The following is a 16621-nucleotide window of genomic DNA, read 5'->3' on the forward strand; positions in this document are numbered from 1 at the left end:
CCCCCGGCAAACAGCCGCGCCCCCGTACACCGGAGTGTCTCGTGAAGCGTCTCGTCGTCACCGCCGACGATTTCGGCCTGAGCCCGGAGGTCAACGAGGCGGTCGAGCAGGCCCATCGCGACGGCATCCTCACGGCGGCGAGCCTGATGGTCTCGGCCCCCGCCGCCGCGGACGCGGTCGCCCGCGCCAAGCGGATGCCGTCGCTACGCGTGGGATTGCATCTGGTGCTCGTCGAGGCGTGGCCGACGCTGCCGGCCGCCACCTTGCCGGATCTCACCGATGACGCCGGCCTGATGCGTCGCGACATGGAACGCCTCGGCCTCGACCTTGCGCTGAGGCCGGCGGTCCGCCGCCAGCTCGCCGCCGAGATCACCGCGCAGTTCGAGGCCTACCGCATCACCGGTCTGCCACTTGATCACGTGAACGCGCATAAGCACTTCCACGTGCATCCGTTGATCGCCGGCGCGGTGCTGTCGATCGGGCCGCGTTACGGGATGCGCTCGATCCGCGTGCCGCGCGAGCCGCGGGCGGTGCTGAAGCGCGCCGAGCCCGGTGCGACCCCGCAGGTGGCCCTCGATACGGCACCCTGGGCGGCCCTGCTCGCGGTCCGGGCCCGGATGATGGGGCTGACCATTCCCGATCGAACCCTGGGTCTGGCCTGGTCCGGAGCGATGACGCCCGCCCGCGTGGCCGGCCTGCTCGCGCACCTGCCCGACGGCCTGACCGAGCTCTACACCCACCCGGCCACCGCCGGCGGCTTCCTCGGCGAGGCGCCGGGCTACGCCTACGCCGCGGAGCGGGACGCGCTCGTCGCGCGGGCCTCCGTGGATGCGGTCGCGCGGTCGGGGATCGTCTGCGGCGGGTTTTCGGATTTCGCGCCGAATAGACGATGACGACGTCATCACGGAGCCCGCAGTAGCATTCGCCTCAAACGCTTCAGAAACGACACTGTAAAGCGACTGTATATCTTCGCAAATTGCTCATCAGGACGTGCCTTTCGGCAGCATGTCCGATTGATGACCAAAATTTCATGCAACGTGAGCTTCGGCGCCCGCGTTCCGACAGCAGCCCCAGGGCACAAGACGATCGTCGCAACAGACCCTCGCCGCCGCATGGGACGGATCGGAGATGTCGTCATGACCCGCTACACCCTTCTCGCCACCGTCTTCACCGCCTCCGTCGCCCTCGGGGGCGCCGCCTACGCCGCCGACCAAGCTGCGACGACCGCCGCCTCCCACGAAACCGCGATCCAGAAGGACGTCGGCAAGCTGTCGGCCGATGGGGCGAAGGGCTTCCACGACCTGCATCTCGCCCGGATCGCGATCTTCGATGCCGACCCGGCCCAGGCCAAGACGCTGGTCCACGATGCGCAGGCGGTCCTCGCAAAGGCGAAGACCGACGAGAGCGTGTTCACCAAGGCGGAGGCCGATCTCAAGCCGCCCGCCGCCGCCAAGGCGATGCCGGCCAAGGGCACCGGCGTCGGCGACATGATGCAGCCCGTCGCGTGGCTGCCGGTCGACGGGCAGCTGCTGCTCGACGAGGATTTCGTCGCCACGCCGCAGAAGGCGGCAGCTGTGGCCGATGCCAACAAGAATCTCGAGAAGGGCGACCGCAAGGGCGCGGCCGAGAAGCTGAAGCTGGCCGGCGTGAACGTGAACTTCACCATGGCCGTTGTGCCGCTGGCCAAGACGACGGCGGATGTCGACCAGGCTGCGGCGCTGCTGGACCAGGGCAAGTACTACGAGGCGAATGCCGCGCTGAAGCAGGCCGAGGACGGCGTCCGCTTCGACGTCATCGATGCGACGAGCCTGCCGCAGGCCTCCAAGGCCGCGGGAGCATCCGCCAAGGCGAACGTGACCGAGCCGACCGGGACCGGCACCGCGAAGCCCGCGCACTGATCGCAGCCCGCACGCCGACCGAGGTCGCTCGCGGATAAAAGCCTGCCCACCAAACGAGAACGGCGCCGTCCCCGTGGGACGACGCCGTGCGTTTGAGCAGAAAGGCCTGCCGTCCGTCACTTCACGGCGGCGGGCTCCGGGCGGACGGCCTGGCCCGTGCCAGGCAACCGGCCGGCCTCTTCCCCCTCGGGGCGATCGGCATCGGGCTTGGCCGGCGGCGGACCGAGGAAGGCCGGCACCACGAAGAAGGCGGCGATGAGCGTGAAGAACAGCGACAGCGCCAGCAGCTTGCCCATGCTCGCCGTGCCGGGATGGCTCGACAGCACCAGCGAGCCGAAGGCGGTGCCCGTGGTCAGCGCGGAAAAGAAGATCGCCCGCGTCAGGCTGGAGGCCAGCATGTCGGTGACGCCGGCCCGCCAAGCGATTACGTAGTAGATATGGAACGCCACGCCGACCGCGAGCATCAGCGGTAGGGCGATGATGTTGGCGAAGTTCAGCGGCATGCCGACGACGTGCAGCGCCATCAGCGTCCACAAGGTGGCGAGCACCAACGGCCCGAGCGTCATCGCCACGTCCCAAGGCTTCCGCAGCGCCACCGAGAGGATGATGAAGATCAGTACCAGGGCGGTCACCGCCGCCTGCACGAAGGCGCCGAGGATGGTGTAGCTCGACGAGGTCGTGGCGATCGGCGCGCCGGTGGCGTGCGGCGCGACGCTCTGGATCTCGGATGCGAACTGCCGCAGTACCTCGTCGTCGTTGGAATTGCCCTTCGGATGCACCTCGATGCGGGCGCGGCCGTCGGCGGCGACCCATTCGGCCTTCAGCTGCGGCGGTAGGTTGGCGAGGGTGATCTTCTCGGGATGCAGCACCGTCCGCAGCCGCGAGAGCAGCGGGCCGAGATCGGTGGTAAGGGCGACCGAGGCGGCCTCGCGCGTCGCCGGCTTGGCGGCCGCCAGCTTGTCGAGCGTGCCAGAGAGACGGCCGGCGGTCTTGTTGCCGGGCGCATTGCCGCCGGCGATGCCGGTCAGGGCGGCCGCGGTGTCCTTCAAGGCCTTGACGTTGTCGGCATCGGTCGGCGGCGACGGCTTGCGCGTCGGGTTGAGGATCGGATCGAGCAGCTCGGCCGTCTCGGCGACGGTGGCGAGCTTCTTGTCCTGGTCGCGCGGCACAAAGGTGTCGATGCTCATGATGTCGGCGGCCAGCGGCAGCGCGGCGAGCTTCTTCGTGACCTCGGGCACGGCGTCGACGCTCGGAGCCAGCACGTCGGCGACGTTCGGGCTCGTGGCGGGATCCTTGATCAGGTCGAGATAGGTCGCGATCGATTCCACGTGCGGGCTGCGAAGGTGCATCGGGTTCGAATCGAAGGGCAGCTTCCACAGCAGCGGGGCGCCGGCCAGCGTGACGAGGCCGACGGCGATCAGCACCGGCTTGCGATTGCGGATGATCCACGGATCGACGCCTGCGAGCCACGTGGTCTCGACGGCGGCCTTCTCGCCCTTCGGCCGGAACACGGCGATCAGCGCCGGCAGGAGGGTGATCGCGAACAGGTAGGCGACGACCATGCCGACGCCGGCGATCAGGCCGAGCTCGGAGACGCCACGGAACGCGGTCGGCAGGAAGGCGAAGAAGCCGGCGATCAGCGACACCGCCGCCAGGGTCAGCGACCAGCCGACCCCGCGCGCGGCGGCGCGGATCGCGTCCTCGAGCGTCGGCTGCTCGTAGCGGTCGGCACGGTAGCGCACCGAGAACTGGATGCCGAAATCGATGCCGAGGCCGACGAACAGGGCTGCGAAGGCCACCGAGATCGGGTTGAGCTCGCCCACCATCAGCAGCCCGAGCGCCGCCGTGACGATCAGGCCGGAGAAGGTGGTGATCAGAACCGACACCACCAGCGGCGCCGAGCGCAGGGCGAGCCAGAGGAACAGGACGATGGCGCCGACGGTGACGAGGTTGTTCAGCAGCGCGTCGTCGGACAGCGTCGCGAACTCGTCGTCGGCGACCGCGACCGGGCCGGTGAGACGCATCTCGAGCCCGTGCTCGGGATCGATGTTGAGCTCCTTGGCGACGTTCCGGATCAGCTTCGTCGCGGTGTAGCCCGGCTGCAGCGCGTTGAAATCGAGCACCGGCTGGATCAGCACGAACTTGCGCAGGTCGGTGGTCTTGCTCTCGCCGCCCGACAGCAGGAGCTGCCAGGACATCCGCGCCGGCTTGCCGTCGAGCACCGTCTGCAACGTCCGGTCGATCTCGCCCATCGGCTTGTCGAGATCCTCGATCTTGGCGTCGCCGCTCTTGATGCCGCGGGCGCCGAGCGCCAGCACCCGCATCACGCCGCGCAGGCTCGGATCAGAGGCGAGCGGCCCGAGCAGGCCCTGCTGCTGCACCAGCTGCTCGGTGGTCTTCTCCAGTTCCGCCTGCGGCAGCAGCAGCAGGCCGTTCTTCTCGAAGAAGGGGCCGCCGTCGGGCCGGTAGACCGTCTCGATCAGGTTCTTGTGGACGGCGATCGCCTTGGCGAAGGCGCTCGCGGCCTCTTCCGCCTGCTCCGGCGTCTTGCCGTCGATCACCGCGACGACCGTGTTCGTGCGCTGCGGGAACGCCTTCTCGTAGTTGATCTCGTCCTGGCGCCAGGGCTCCTTCGGATCGATCAGCCGCTCGACATCGGTGTTGATGCGGAACAGATGCGCCGCGATGCCGGTGCTGGCGGCGGTGACCAGGGCCACCAGGGCGATCACGACCCAGCGATGTCGGACGGAAAACGCGACGAGACGTTCGATCACGAGTACCCTACCTGCCTGGAGCGGCTGCCCTTCGAGGCCGCACGACTCTCACATCTTGTATGCTGCCGGGACGGGTCCCGCGGGATCCGTCGACGGCGCGAGACCTTCGCCACATCCACCCGGTCGCATCGAGGCAGGATCGGACCTGATCGAGACGCGGTCGTCTCACGATGCCGTGTGGCCGAAGACGTGGCGCCGACCCGGTGAACGCACCGGACGACGCGGGATGAGGACGCATCCGAGGCACGATCGTTGCGCCAAGGCCGCAGCGCTCAGTAATCTTGCAGCCCTGCGATTGCAACGCAGCGACCCCCGAGGCGGGCGGCTCTCCCCATCGATGTGTGGCGCCGGCGCCGTTTCGCACCGCAATATCACGGGATGCGCCGTTTCGCGGGACTGCCGTCGCATTGCCGACGCATTGGCAGGATGGGGTCCCCCCCCCGAAGCAGGACGCGTTCGCAGGAACGGCCCTCGGGCTGTGGCGCGGTTGCGTCAGCCCCGCAAACACGCACGCGAAACGGCCCAGGACCGGCCCGTTCAGATCGGTTCCAGGCTAGAGCGCTGGAATTCGAATTTTTTTCACGTTAAGCAGCCCCTTGGTTCGGGGCTACGCAAACAGGAGCCGTATCTTGGGAATCCCCCTCCGGTATGTCGCGACGATCGGCAGCTACATCATCAAGCAGCATCTCACCGGCCGGAAGCGCTATCCGCTCGTGATGATGATGGAGCCCCTGTTCCGCTGCAATCTCGCCTGCGCCGGCTGCGGCAAGATCGATTACCCCGACGAGATCCTGAACAAGCGCCTGCCCGTGGCGGACGCGCTGGAATCCGTGCGCGAGTGCGGCGCCCCGATGGTGGTGATCGCCGGCGGCGAGCCGCTGCTGCACAAGGACCTGCCGCAGATCGTCGAGGGCATCATCGCGCAGAAGAAGTTCGCGATCGTGTGCACGAACGCGCTGCTGCTCGAGAAGAAGATCAAGGAGTACAAGCCGAGCCCGTACTTCACCTGGTCGATCCATCTCGACGGCGACAAGGAGATGCACGACGGCTCGGTCTGCCAGCGCGGCGTCTACGACAAGGCCGTGGCGGCGATCGCCAAGGCGAAGGAGATGGGCTTCCGCGTCACCATCAACTGCACCTTCTTCAACAACTCGTCCTCGGACAAGATCGCCGACTTCTTCGACAGCGTGACCAAGATGGGCATCGACGGCATCACCGTCTCGCCCGGCTACGCCTACGAGCGCGCGCCCGACCAGCAGCACTTCCTGAACCGCAAGGCGACGAAGGACCTGTTCCGCGGCGTGTTCCGCGCCGGCAAGGAGAAGGGCCGCCAGAAGTGGGCGTTCCAGCAGTCGGGCCTGTTCCTCGACTTCCTCGCCGGCAACCAGACCTACCATTGCACGCCCTGGGGCAACCCGACCCGCACCGTGTTCGGCTGGCAGAAGCCCTGCTACCTGCTCGGCGAGGGCTACGCGGCCACGTTCAAGGAGCTGATGGAGGAGACCGACTGGGATTCCTACGGCACCGGCAACTACGAGAAGTGCGCCGACTGCATGGTCCACTCGGGCTACGAGGCCTCCTCGGTGGTCGATTCGGTGCGCAAGCCCTGGAAGCCGCTGATCCACGCCATCCGCGGGATCAAGACCGAGGGTGAGATGGCCCCCGAGGTCAGCCTCGAGAACCAGCGCCCGGCCGAGTTCGTGTTCTCCCGCAACGTCGCCCAGAAGCTCTCCGAGATCAAAGCCTCCGGCGTCGACACCAAGCGCGAAGCCCGCAACCGCACCGCGGCCTGACGGCTCGGCCACGCGCATTCGAGGAGGCCCGCCCGGGAAACCGTGCGGGCCTCCTTCGTTTCGGCGAGGCTCGGTGGAGCGTCGTGCCTTTCGCGACACGATGTCTGCAGCTGACCCAACGCAGGACAAATATCCTTCCTGCCGTCACCGGGCCGTCATGCCCGATCCCTAGCTGCGGCTCAGCTTGAGTGGCTGGGGGATCCCGCGATGGTGACACGGTACGGCGCGGCGCGAGCCGTGGGCTCATTCGGCGTGCTTGCGTTCCTGACGGGCGCGGCCTCGGCCCAGGCGATCCGCACGCCGAACCTGACGACGGCCGACGGCCCAGTGGCGGTGACGGTTGGCGATGCGACCGTCGTGAACCAAGGTCTCCAAGGCGTCGGCCGGCTGCCGGCCACCACCCGCGACTTCCTCGGCGACACGCTGGGCTCGTTCTCCGCGCTCGCGATCGACCTCGCCAGCTGGCGGCGCTCGGGGGCCACCTACAGCGGCACGCTCTACACGCTGCCCGATCGGGGCTACAACGATCCGAGCGGCGGGCTGTTCTCCGATTACGCCGGCCGGCTGAACCGCTTCAATCTCAGCTTCACGCCCGATCCCGGCGCGGGCCTGCCGCAATTGACCGCCTCCCAGCGGCAGATCGCGATCGTGCCGAACGGCGGCATCGTGCTCACCGATGCCAACGGCCGGCGCTTCAGCGGTCTCGATCCGGCCTCCGGCACCACGACCCAGCTCGGCGCGGTGCTGCCTTCGGTGGCGAGCGGGCCGAGCGCAGGCCGGATCAGCCTCGATGCGGAAGGTCTCGCGCGGCGACTCGACGGCTCCTTCTACGTCAGCGACGAGTACGGGCCGAACATCTATTACTTCAGCGCCGGCGGGCAGCTTCAGGGCGTGCTCGGCGTGCCCGACGCGATCCGGCCGCGCACGGCCGGGGCGCTCGACTTCAACTCGATCAACCCGCCCGACACCGGCCGACGCAACAACCAGGGCTTCGAGGCGCTGTCGCTGGCCCCCGACGGCCGCAGCCTCGTCACCATTCTGCAGAGTGCCACGCTCCAGGATTCCGGCCCGAATCAGCAACAGCGCAACAACACCCGCATCCTGATCTACGACCTCGCCGGCAGCGCGGTACCGGCCGCGCCCGCGCGCGAATACGTGCTGCAGCTGCCGACCTACCGCGACACCGGCAACGGCGGCGCGCCGAACCGGACGGCGGCACAGAGCGACATGCTGGCCCTCAACGACACCCAGTTCCTCGTGCTCTCTCGCGATTCGAACGGGCTCGGCACCGGCAACACCACGCCGATCGTCTACAAGAGCGTCCTGCTGGTCGACATCGCGCAGGCCACAAACATCGCCGGCCCCCCCTACGACGGGGCCACCCCGATCTCGCCGGGGGGCACCCTGCGGCCCGGGGTCCAGCCGGCGCAGACGACCGAGATCGTCAACCTGCTGAACCCGGTCCAGCTCGGGCGCTTCGGCATGAACCTCAACACCAACCCGGCGACCCAGACCACGCTCTCGGAGAAGTTCGAGGCCCTCGGTCTCGTGCCGGTGCTGAGCGAGCGGGCGCCGAACGACTATTTCCTGCTCGTCGGCAACGACAATGACTTCCTCACCCGGCAAGGCAGCATCAACGGTCAGGGCTACGATGCCGGCATCAACAACGATTCGGTGCTGCTCGCCTATCGCTTGACGCTGCCCACCTACGTCGATCCGCTCTCCCTCGCGGTGATGAAGCAGACGGCGCCCGTGGTGCTTCAGGGGCTCGGCGGCGCGACCCTCGGCTTCGCCGCGTCGGCGACACGGGGCGTGCAGGACCACCTCGCCGCCCTGCGCCGCGGCCAGGGCCTCGCCGGGCCCTGGAGCCAGTCCGGCGGCTTGTGGATCCGCAGCGATGTTGTGTTCGCCGACCAGCCGCGCAACGGCGGCCTCGCCCTCGACCGCACCATCGCGCAGGGCAGCGCCGGACTCGATCTTCCGCTGCCCGGAGTTTGGCGCGCGGGCGTCGCCGTCGGCGGCGGCGGCGGGTCGCTCAGCCGCGCCGGCGGCTTCCGGCAGGACCAGAGCGCCTTCACGGTCTCGGCCTATGCCGGCTACTACGGTGCGGACTTCTACGCCCAGGGCATCGTCGGCGGCGCGCCGGAGGTCAGCCTCGACGGGATCCGCCGACCTGCGGCCTACGGGCTCACCGCGTCCGGGCGCAGCTCGGGCAGCGCCTTCGCGATCGACGGCGAGGCCGGCGTGCCGATCCGAGCCGGCGACCTCGGGCTGACGCTGTTCGCAGGCATCACCCACCTGTCCGGCACCGTCGACGGCTTCACGGAGACCGGAGCGGCGGGCAACAACATCGCGTATCGCGACCTCACCCTGGTTCAAACCACGGTGCGCTTCGGCGGCGAGCTGGCCTATTACGGGCTCGCCGGACTGATCCCGTCGGTGCGCTTGGCGTACAACCTCGCCACGGTTCCGCAAGGCAGCAGCGGCACCGTGCGTCTCGCCAGCGTCCAGAACGGTCTCGCCACCGCCGCCGTGGCCGTGCCGTTCCTGCGCGACGACTTCGTCAGCGCCGGCGCCGGCCTGCAGGGCAGCCTCACCGACGACCTGGGCTGGCGGGTCGACTATCAGGCGGCCATCGGCACCCGCACGGGCGTCGCCCACGGCGTCACCGCGGGACTTCGCTATCAGTGGTAGCAGGCGAGCTAGAGGATCGCCGAAGCCGCACGCTCAGGCGCCGCGGCGATCCTCGTGCGGCGGCACCCCGAGGCTCGGGCCGAGGAGCGTGCGGCAGCGGCTGAGCGCCGCGAAGGCGGCGTTCGAATCGCGCGCGAGACGGACAAGATCGACAATCCGGGCCGATCCTCGTGCGACAGCCGAGAGGACGGCGAGGATGTCGGGCTCGCCATTCGGCTTGAGAGCCTGGGCGGCGAAGGCGGGTAAGGCCCGGTGCGCCGGATCGCAGACCACCCGGATCGCCGCGAACGGCAGACCGTGCCGCTCCGCGAAGGCGGCGGCGATGTGCGATTCCATGTCGACGGCTAGCGCCCGGGTGCGCGCCCGCAGCTCGGCCTTGCCCGCGACGCTCATCACCGCAGCATCGACGCCGGCGAGGTCGCCGGAGCGAATCGTGTCGCCGGGCAGACCGAGGCGCGCGAGCAGGGCGGCCGCGACCGCCGGATCGGCCTCGTAGCGCCGGTCCGCCGCGACGATTCCGGCCGCGACCACCACGTCGCCCGGAACGAGGTTCGGATCGAGACCGCCCGCGATGCCGATGCTGACGATCGCGCGGCAGCCGGGCGGGTCCCACGACGCCAGCAGGGCGGCGAGACGGGCGGGATTTCCGCCGGCGCCCACCGCCTCGACGCCGGGGCCCGAAGCGAGCCGGCGTTCCTTGGCGAGGCCCGTGACGGCGAGCACCGGAAGGCTCGACGCGGGGTCGGGCGCATGGAGACCGACCGCGCGGGCAGGGGACGCCGGCTCCACGCGGGTCATGGGTCGACGATCGTAAAGGGTGGCATCCGCGAAGCGATCACCGGCGGTCCGTCCTACAAATCACCCCGACCGCTCGCCGAGCCCGGGGTGGCGCAGACGGTCCTTCCCGCCCGTGCCCGCTCCGCTCGGATCGCGCAAAGTCGGCCGATCACATCCCGAACGCCACCCGGCGGCTGTTGCCGCGCTTGAGGTTGCGGTAGCGCGCCATCGCCCAGAGCGGGAAGAACTTCGGATAGCCATGGTAGCGCAGGTAGAACACCCGCGGGAAACCGGTCGCGGTGTAGCGCTCCTCGTTCCAGAAGCCGTCGGTTCCTTGCGTGCGCGCTAGGAAGTTGATGCCGCGGGTCACGGCCGGGTCGTCGCATTCCCCGGCGGCCATCAGTGCGAGCAGCGCCCAGGCGGTCTGCGATGCGGTGGAGGAGCCGGCCTCGAACGCCGGATCGATCTTGTAGCTCGACGCGTCCTCGCCCCAGCCGCCATCCGGATTCTGGATGCGGATCAGCCATTCCACGGCGCGCCGGATCTCGGGCGAGGCGGGATCGACCCCGGCCGCGTTCAGCGCGCACAGCACCGACCACGTGCCGTAGATGAAGTTCATGCCCCAGCGGCCGTACCAGCTGCCGTCCTGCTCCTGGTCGTTGAGCAGGTAGGTCACGCCGCGATCGAGGGCCTTCGACGATTCGCGGGTCTCGCCGAGCTGCGACAACATCGACACGACGCGAGCGGTCACGTCCGCGGTCGGCGGGTCGAGCAGCGCGCCGTGATCCGAGAACGGGATGTGATTGAGGTACATGTGGTTGTTGTCGGCGTCGAACGCCGCCCAGCCGCCGTCCTTCGACTGCAGGCCCTCGACCCATTCGCGCGCCCGGGCGATCGAGGCGGTGTAGTCCGGCATGTTGGCCACCAGCCCGTGCTGGCGCATGGCGCGATCCATCGCCATCACCACGACGGCGGTGTCGTCGAGGTCCGGGTAGTGGGCGTTGGCGTACTGGAAGGCCCAGCCGCCGGGGCGGACCTTGGGCTTGGCCGCCGCCCAGTCGCCGGCGATGTCGAGCACCTGGCGCGGCAGCAGCCAGTCGAGGCCGGCGCGGGCCTGCCCCTCGGCATCGGTGCCGCCGGCCTCGAGCAGCGCGTGCCCGGCCAGAGCGGTGTCCCAGACCGGGGAGACGCAGGGTTGCACGTAGGCCTCGTGCGCCTTCACCACGACGAGCTTCTCGATCGCGTCGCAGGCGACGCGGACCTGCGGATGGTCCGGGCCGTAGCCCATCGCCTCGTACATCAGCACGGTGTTGACCATGGCCGGGAAGATCGCGCCGAGCCCGTCCTCGCCGTTCAGGCGCTCGCTGACCCAGGCCCGCGCCTTCTCCATCGCCCGCAGGCGGATGCGATGGGGGAAGTAGGCCTCCACCTTCTGCAGCACGCGGTCGATCGCGCCGAAGATCGGCGTCCACGGCCAGGTCGCGTGCGGGCTGCCGGGCCAGCGGCGCACGCTGGACGGGGGCGTCAGGAACAGCTCACCGATGCCGACGCCGCGCGGGTTCTTCGCCCGCGGCTTGGTCGCCTGCAGCACGAAGAGCGGCACCATCACGCAGCGGGCCCAGTACGACACCTTGTCGAGGTGGAACGGGAACCACTTCGGCAGGAACATCACCTCGACCGGCATCACCGGCACCGCCGACCACGGCACCTCGCCGTAGAGCGCCAGGATGAAGCGGGTGAAGACGTTGGATTGCGCCGCGCCGCCGCGCGACAGGATCGCCTCGCGCGCCCGGCGCATGTGCGGCGCCTCGATGTCGTCGCCGATCATCTTGAGGGCGAAGTAGGCCTTCACCGTGCAGCTCATGTCGAACGGCCCCTCGTGGACGAGGGCCCAGCCGCCATGCTTCTCCTGCGTGCGACGCAGGTAATTGCCGATCTTCGGCTCCAGGCCCTCGGGCGGACGGGTGTCGCGGAACTGGTGGAACAGGATGTACTCGGACGGGATCGTGGCGTCGGCCTCGAGCTCGAAGCAGATGTGCCCGTCGGCCTGGGCGAGGGCGGTCAGGGCGCGGGTCGCCCGCGCGACGCCGTGATCGACGTCGTCGAGGGAAATCGCCTGGGTCTTCGGGCGTTGCAGCGCCTCGACCTTGTTCACAGCCTCTCGCATCATCCTCGCCTCAAACGGCCACAACTCTCGATCCGCGCCCGATCGTCCCGGATCGGATCACGGCTCGCCCCTCTCGTCCTGCCTACGCATGGGCCGTACCGGCCCGTCGCCGGTCCGAACGCATGCTCGTCTCGGTCCTGCCTCATGCGGCGCCGCGCGTGCGTGCCGGATCGCACGACAGGGCGAGTGCGGCCGTCTTGCCCGAGCGGATCGACCCCTCGATCGTCGAGGGCAGCCCGGTGGCCGTCCAGTCGCCCGCGAGCACGAGGTTCGACCACGCCGTCTCCGCGCCGGCGCGGCGCGCGGCCTCAACCGGCGTCGCGGCGAAGGTCGCGCGCTTCTCCTTGACGATCTGCCAGCTTGGCAGTTCCGGGGCAAGGTCGGCCACGGTCGCGATCTCGGCCCAGATCTGCTTGGCCAAATCTTCGCGCGGCACGTCGAGCAGCCGGTCGGCGCCGCTGATCGTCACCGAATAGCGGTCGGGATAGGCGAAAAGCCACTCGGTCAGCGAGTTCACCATGCCGAGGATCAGCGGCGAGCCCGCCTTCGGCACCATCTTGAAATGGGCGTTGACGATCGAGCGGAACGCCTTCGGCGCGGACAGGCCGGGCAGCATCTCGGAGGCGACCCAGGGCGGCAAGGCCAGCACGACCGAATCGCCGTCCGCCACGTCGACCGCCCCGTCGGCGAAGTCGAGCCGCTCGACGCCGGCCGCGCCGAGGCCCAACCCACGCAGGCGCCGGCCGAAGCGGACGGAGGCGCCGCTCGATGCGAGGTACCGCAGCGCCGGGTCGACGAAGGCGTAGGACAGGCCCTTCACCGCCACCAGCGGGCGGCAAGCCGCCCCGCCGGCGCCCAGCGTCTCGCGGAGGATCTTGGCGGCCAGCCCGACATCGCTCTCGGCGACCTCGGTGTTCAGCGCCGCCAGCAGGACCGGATGCCAGAGCCGGTCGTAGAGCGCGCCCTCGCAGGCCATGCTGGCGCCGATCGTCCCGCCGGCACCGTCCGCCTTGCCGGCTGCCGCCCGCAGGATGCCGAGCGGCGCGAGGTAGTCGCGCGCGCGGCTGCCCGGCACGCGGCGCGCCTTGCTTAGCACCCACCACGGCACCCGGCCCGCATTCGGGCGAAGGGTCCAGCGCTCGCCGGTCTTCAGGTCGGCGAACGGGAAGGCGGCCTCGTCCGGGCCGGTCAGCGCGTCGTCCGGCGCGCCGACGCGCTTCAGGAACTTGAGGGCGTCGGCGTTGCCCGACAGCAGCAGGTGATTGCCGTTGTCGAGCTCGAGACCGAGCGTCGGGTCGTAGTACGACCGGCAGCGGCCGCCGGCCTGCTTGGCCGCCTCGTGCACGACGACGTGGGCGCCGCGTTCCACCAGGGAGACGGCGGCCGACAGGCCCGCGAGCCCGGCACCGACGACGTGGACCGTCGCCATCAGACGATCCCGTGCCGAAGCGCCACGGCGACGAGGGCGAGCTTCCTAGGCTTCACCCGCGCCCGCGGCATCGCCCAGCCGCGCTTGAGCAGCGCGACGAGGTAGAGCCGGTAGGCCGCCGCCATCAGGCGGGCCGCCTTGGTCGGCTTGCGCGGGCTCTTGGCGATGATCGCCCAGGTCGCGGCGTAATGCGCCTCGGCCTCCGCCGCGAGCGCGGCGCAGACCTCGCCGATGCGCGGATGCGTGATCGCCGCGTGCGGCGTCGGATCGGTCAGGCCGATCGCGGCGAGCCTTTCCCGCGGCAGGTAGAGCCGGCCGCGCTCGGCATCCTCGTCGATGTCGCGCAGGATGTTGGTGAGCTGCAGCGCCCGGCCCTCGTGCCAGGCGAGCTCGATGCCGAGCGCCTCCGGCATGCCGAAGATCCGCACGGACAGGCGCCCGACGGCGCTGGCGACCCGGTCGCAGTAGAGGTCGAGGGTCGCCGCGTCGGGCGCGACGATGTCCTCGAACGCGTCCATCGCCATGCCGTCGATCACGGCGTGGAAGTCTTCCCGCTTCAGGTCGTAGCGCTGCACCGGAACCACGAGGTCGCGCACGCGCGCCGCGGGCCTGCCGGCATAGAGTCCGTCGATGTCGGCGCGCCAGCGGTCGAGCTCGGCCGCGCGCAGGTCGGCCGCGCCGCCGTCGTCGGCGACGTCGTCGACCGCACGGCAGAACGCGTAGACGGCGTACATCGCCTCGCGCCGCTCCTTCGGCAGCAGGCGCATCGCGGTGTAGAACGACGAGCCGGCCGCCGACAGGGCCGGGGCCTCGTCAGCGGGCAGGGCCGTCGCGGTGGCGGTGACGGTCATGGGTAAGCCTTGCCCTGCGGCGCCGCGCGGACGATGCGCCCTCGGAACGGCCGGCGGGCCAGCGTCGCGCCGATGCCGCCGAGCGCCGTCAACGCGAAACCGGCCTTGCCGTAATGGACCTTCTCCGAGAGCGGATCGCGATCGAGCAGCCCGCGGGCGAGGACGACGGCGAGCCGGTGGATCGCCGCGATCTCCAGCGACAGGCGCAGGTCGTCGATCAGGTCCGGCAGCACCTTGCCCGCGTCGAGCAGGCCCAGCGTCCGCTCGGCCAAGTCGCGGATGACCGCGCGCAATTGCGGCGTCGCCCTGGCGGCTCCCAGCATGGCGACGGTGGCGCCGTGCCGATCGAGCGCGTCCTGCGGGATGTAGACCCGGTCGAGAGTGCGGAAATCCTTGCCGCAATCCTGGAGATGGTTGACGATCTGGAGCGCTGCGCAGATCGCGTCCGAGGCGGCCCAGACCCGGGCGGGATCCTCGCCGTGCACGTCAAGGACGTAGCGACCGACCGGCATCGCCGAGTAGCGGCAGTAATGGATCAGCTCGTCCCAGTCGGCGTAGCGGTTCTTGCGCGCATCCATCCGGAACGCGTCGAGCAACTCGAGGGCGTGGCGCGGCGGCAGCCCGCGGGCGGCGAGCTCGCGCTTGAGCGGCTCGGCCTCCGGGTCGGCGGCCCCCGCGCCGGTCAGGGCGTCGGCGAGACCGTCGAGAAGCGCGAGCTTGCGCTCGGGCGACAGCGCGGCATGGTCGGCGACGTCGTCGCCGGCGCGGACGAAATCATAGAACGCGAGGATCGCGCCGCGATTCTTCGGATGGATCAGGTGCGAGGCGACGGGGAAGTTCTCGTCGTTCGCACCCTTGCCCGAGCGCAGCTCCGTGGCGGTGCCGGACGCGCTCATCGCTCGGCTCCCGGCAGGTATCCCGCGCCGCGGAACCAGTCGATCGCGTCGGACAGCCCCTCCCGGTAGGGGCGGGCGGCGTAGCCGAGCTCGGCCTGCGCCTTCGCGTCGGAGAAGAACATCCGGTAGCGCGACATGCGGATGCCGTCGATCGTGGCGAAGGGCTGCTTGCCGGTGATGCGCGCCATCTGCTCGGAAACGAAGGCGATCGGGTAGACCACGGCCCGCGGCAGGTTCACCGTCGGGGGCTTGCGGCCGACCATGCGGGCGATGTCGCCGAGCATCTGCGAAAGGAGCACGTTCTCGCCGCCGAGGATGTACTTCTCGCCGATCCGCCCCCTGCGCAAGGCGAGCAGGTGGCCGGCGGCCACGTCGTCGACATGGGCGAGGTTGAGGCCGGTGTCGACGAAGGCCGGCATCTTGCCGAGCGCCGCCTCCTGGATGATGCGCCCGGTCGGCGTCGGCTTGACGTCGCGCGGGCCGATCGGCGTCGACGGGTTGACGATCACCGCGGGCAGTCCGCTGCCGGCCACCATCGCGTCGACCACGCGCTCGGCCACGACCTTGCTGCGCTTGTAGGCGCCGATGGCGGTCTCGGGCGTCAGCGGCCGCGTCTCGTCCGAGGGCGTGACGCCGTCGTCCGGCGGCTTGATGGTGGCGACGCTGGACGTATAGACCACGCGCTCGACGCGCGCCTCGAGGGCGGCGCGCATCAGGTTGCGGGTGCCGTCGCGGTTGGTCCGGACGATCTCCTCCATGTCCGGCGCCCAGAGCCGATAGTCGGCGGCGGCGTGGATCAGGTAGCGCTGCCCTCGCATCGCGGCCGCGCAAGCCTCCGGGTCGCGCATGTCGCCCTCGACGACCTCGACGTCGGACCAGGTCAGGTTCGTGCGCGGGCTCGTGGCACGCACCATGATGCGCACCGGAAATCCGGCGTTGCGGAACACGTCGACCAGGGCCGGCCCGAGAAAGCCGCTCGCGCCGGTGATCAGCACCGGGCCGAGGTCGGAAGAACCGCTTGGGGTCGCCTCTGCCATCACGCTCGAATCGTCACGGGAACGCGGGCGATGCCTTCGTTTTGGGCATCGCACCGCAGCAAGCCGGCTTTTGTCATCGAATGACGTGCACGACAAGGCGATCCGGGCCACAGGCGGCCCGGATCGTGGCGCGCGACGACGCCCTCAAGCGAGGCGGAGACGCGAACGCCCTTCCTGACGCTCGGGGAGGATGTCCTCGACCTTCCGGACGATGCTGGCGGCGTCGAGGCCGGCTTCGGCGTACATCTTGTCCGGGCTGTCGTGGTCCTGGTAGCTGTCGGGCAGGGTCATCGTGCGCACCCGCA

11 protein-coding genes are annotated in these 16621 nt (G+C 70.0%); 4 read left to right on the forward strand and 7 right to left on the reverse strand.

Features of this window, described 5'->3' with window-relative positions:
* Positions 1-41: 41 nt before the first annotated feature.
* Together hpnK and FV227_RS16000 are read left to right on the forward strand one after the other, a co-directional pair.
* Positions 42-893 (forward strand): hopanoid biosynthesis-associated protein HpnK, encoded by an 852-nt coding sequence (hpnK, locus tag FV227_RS15995; protein WP_147859428.1) that lies wholly within the window; start codon positions 42-44, stop codon positions 891-893.
* Between the two features lie 243 nt (positions 894-1136).
* Entirely contained in the window at positions 1137-1898 is a 762-nt protein-coding gene (locus tag FV227_RS16000) for a YfdX family protein (protein WP_147725745.1), read from the forward strand.
* Between the two features lie 116 nt (positions 1899-2014).
* Here FV227_RS16000 and FV227_RS16005 read toward each other — a convergent pair whose 3' ends face one another.
* Positions 2015-4672: an MMPL family transporter gene (locus FV227_RS16005; protein WP_147859429.1), complete on the reverse strand. Its 2658-nt coding sequence runs from the start codon at positions 4670-4672 to the stop codon at positions 2015-2017.
* A 629-nt stretch (positions 4673-5301) separates the two neighbouring features.
* On the opposite strand from FV227_RS16005, the gene hpnH reads away from it, so the two are divergent.
* Positions 5302-6465, forward strand: coding sequence for an adenosyl-hopene transferase HpnH (gene hpnH, locus FV227_RS16010; protein ID WP_147725747.1), 1164 nt, complete (start codon positions 5302-5304; stop codon positions 6463-6465).
* Between the two features lie 207 nt (positions 6466-6672).
* Complete coding sequence (locus FV227_RS16015) at positions 6673-9159, forward strand: esterase-like activity of phytase family protein (RefSeq protein WP_147859430.1); 2487 nt, start codon at positions 6673-6675, stop codon at positions 9157-9159.
* Between the two features lie 33 nt (positions 9160-9192).
* Here the strand turns inward: FV227_RS16015 and FV227_RS16020 are convergent, their stop codons facing one another.
* From FV227_RS16020 to hpnA, 6 genes are all read right to left on the reverse strand, one after another.
* Entirely contained in the window at positions 9193-9957 is a 765-nt protein-coding gene (locus tag FV227_RS16020; protein ID WP_147859431.1) for a phosphorylase, read from the reverse strand.
* 148 nt (positions 9958-10105) lie between these two features.
* Positions 10106-12103, reverse strand: coding sequence for a squalene--hopene cyclase (gene shc / locus FV227_RS16025; RefSeq protein ID WP_147725753.1), 1998 nt, complete (start codon positions 12101-12103; stop codon positions 10106-10108).
* Between the two features lie 142 nt (positions 12104-12245).
* The gene (gene hpnE / locus FV227_RS16030; RefSeq protein ID WP_147859432.1) at positions 12246-13532 is read right to left on the reverse strand and encodes a hydroxysqualene dehydroxylase HpnE; all 1287 of its coding nucleotides are present in this window, start codon (positions 13530-13532) and stop codon (positions 12246-12248) included.
* Positions 13532-14383, reverse strand: a complete 852-nt coding sequence (hpnD, locus tag FV227_RS16035; RefSeq protein WP_147725751.1) for a presqualene diphosphate synthase HpnD — start codon at positions 14381-14383, stop codon at positions 13532-13534. Before hpnD ends, hpnE begins: the two co-directional genes overlap by 1 nt.
* On the reverse strand, positions 14380-15279 hold the full coding sequence (gene hpnC, locus FV227_RS16040; RefSeq protein ID WP_147859433.1) for a squalene synthase HpnC: 900 nt from the start codon (positions 15277-15279) through the stop codon (positions 14380-14382). Before hpnC ends, hpnD begins: the two co-directional genes overlap by 4 nt.
* Positions 15276-16316 (reverse strand): hopanoid-associated sugar epimerase, encoded by a 1041-nt coding sequence (gene hpnA / locus FV227_RS16045; RefSeq protein WP_147859434.1) that lies wholly within the window; start codon positions 16314-16316, stop codon positions 15276-15278. Before hpnA ends, hpnC begins: the two co-directional genes overlap by 4 nt.
* Between the last annotated feature and the right edge of the window lie 305 nt (positions 16317-16621).

It is taken from the genome of Methylobacterium sp. WL119 (genome assembly GCF_008039875.1).
GTDB lineage: Bacteria > Pseudomonadota > Alphaproteobacteria > Rhizobiales > Beijerinckiaceae > Methylobacterium.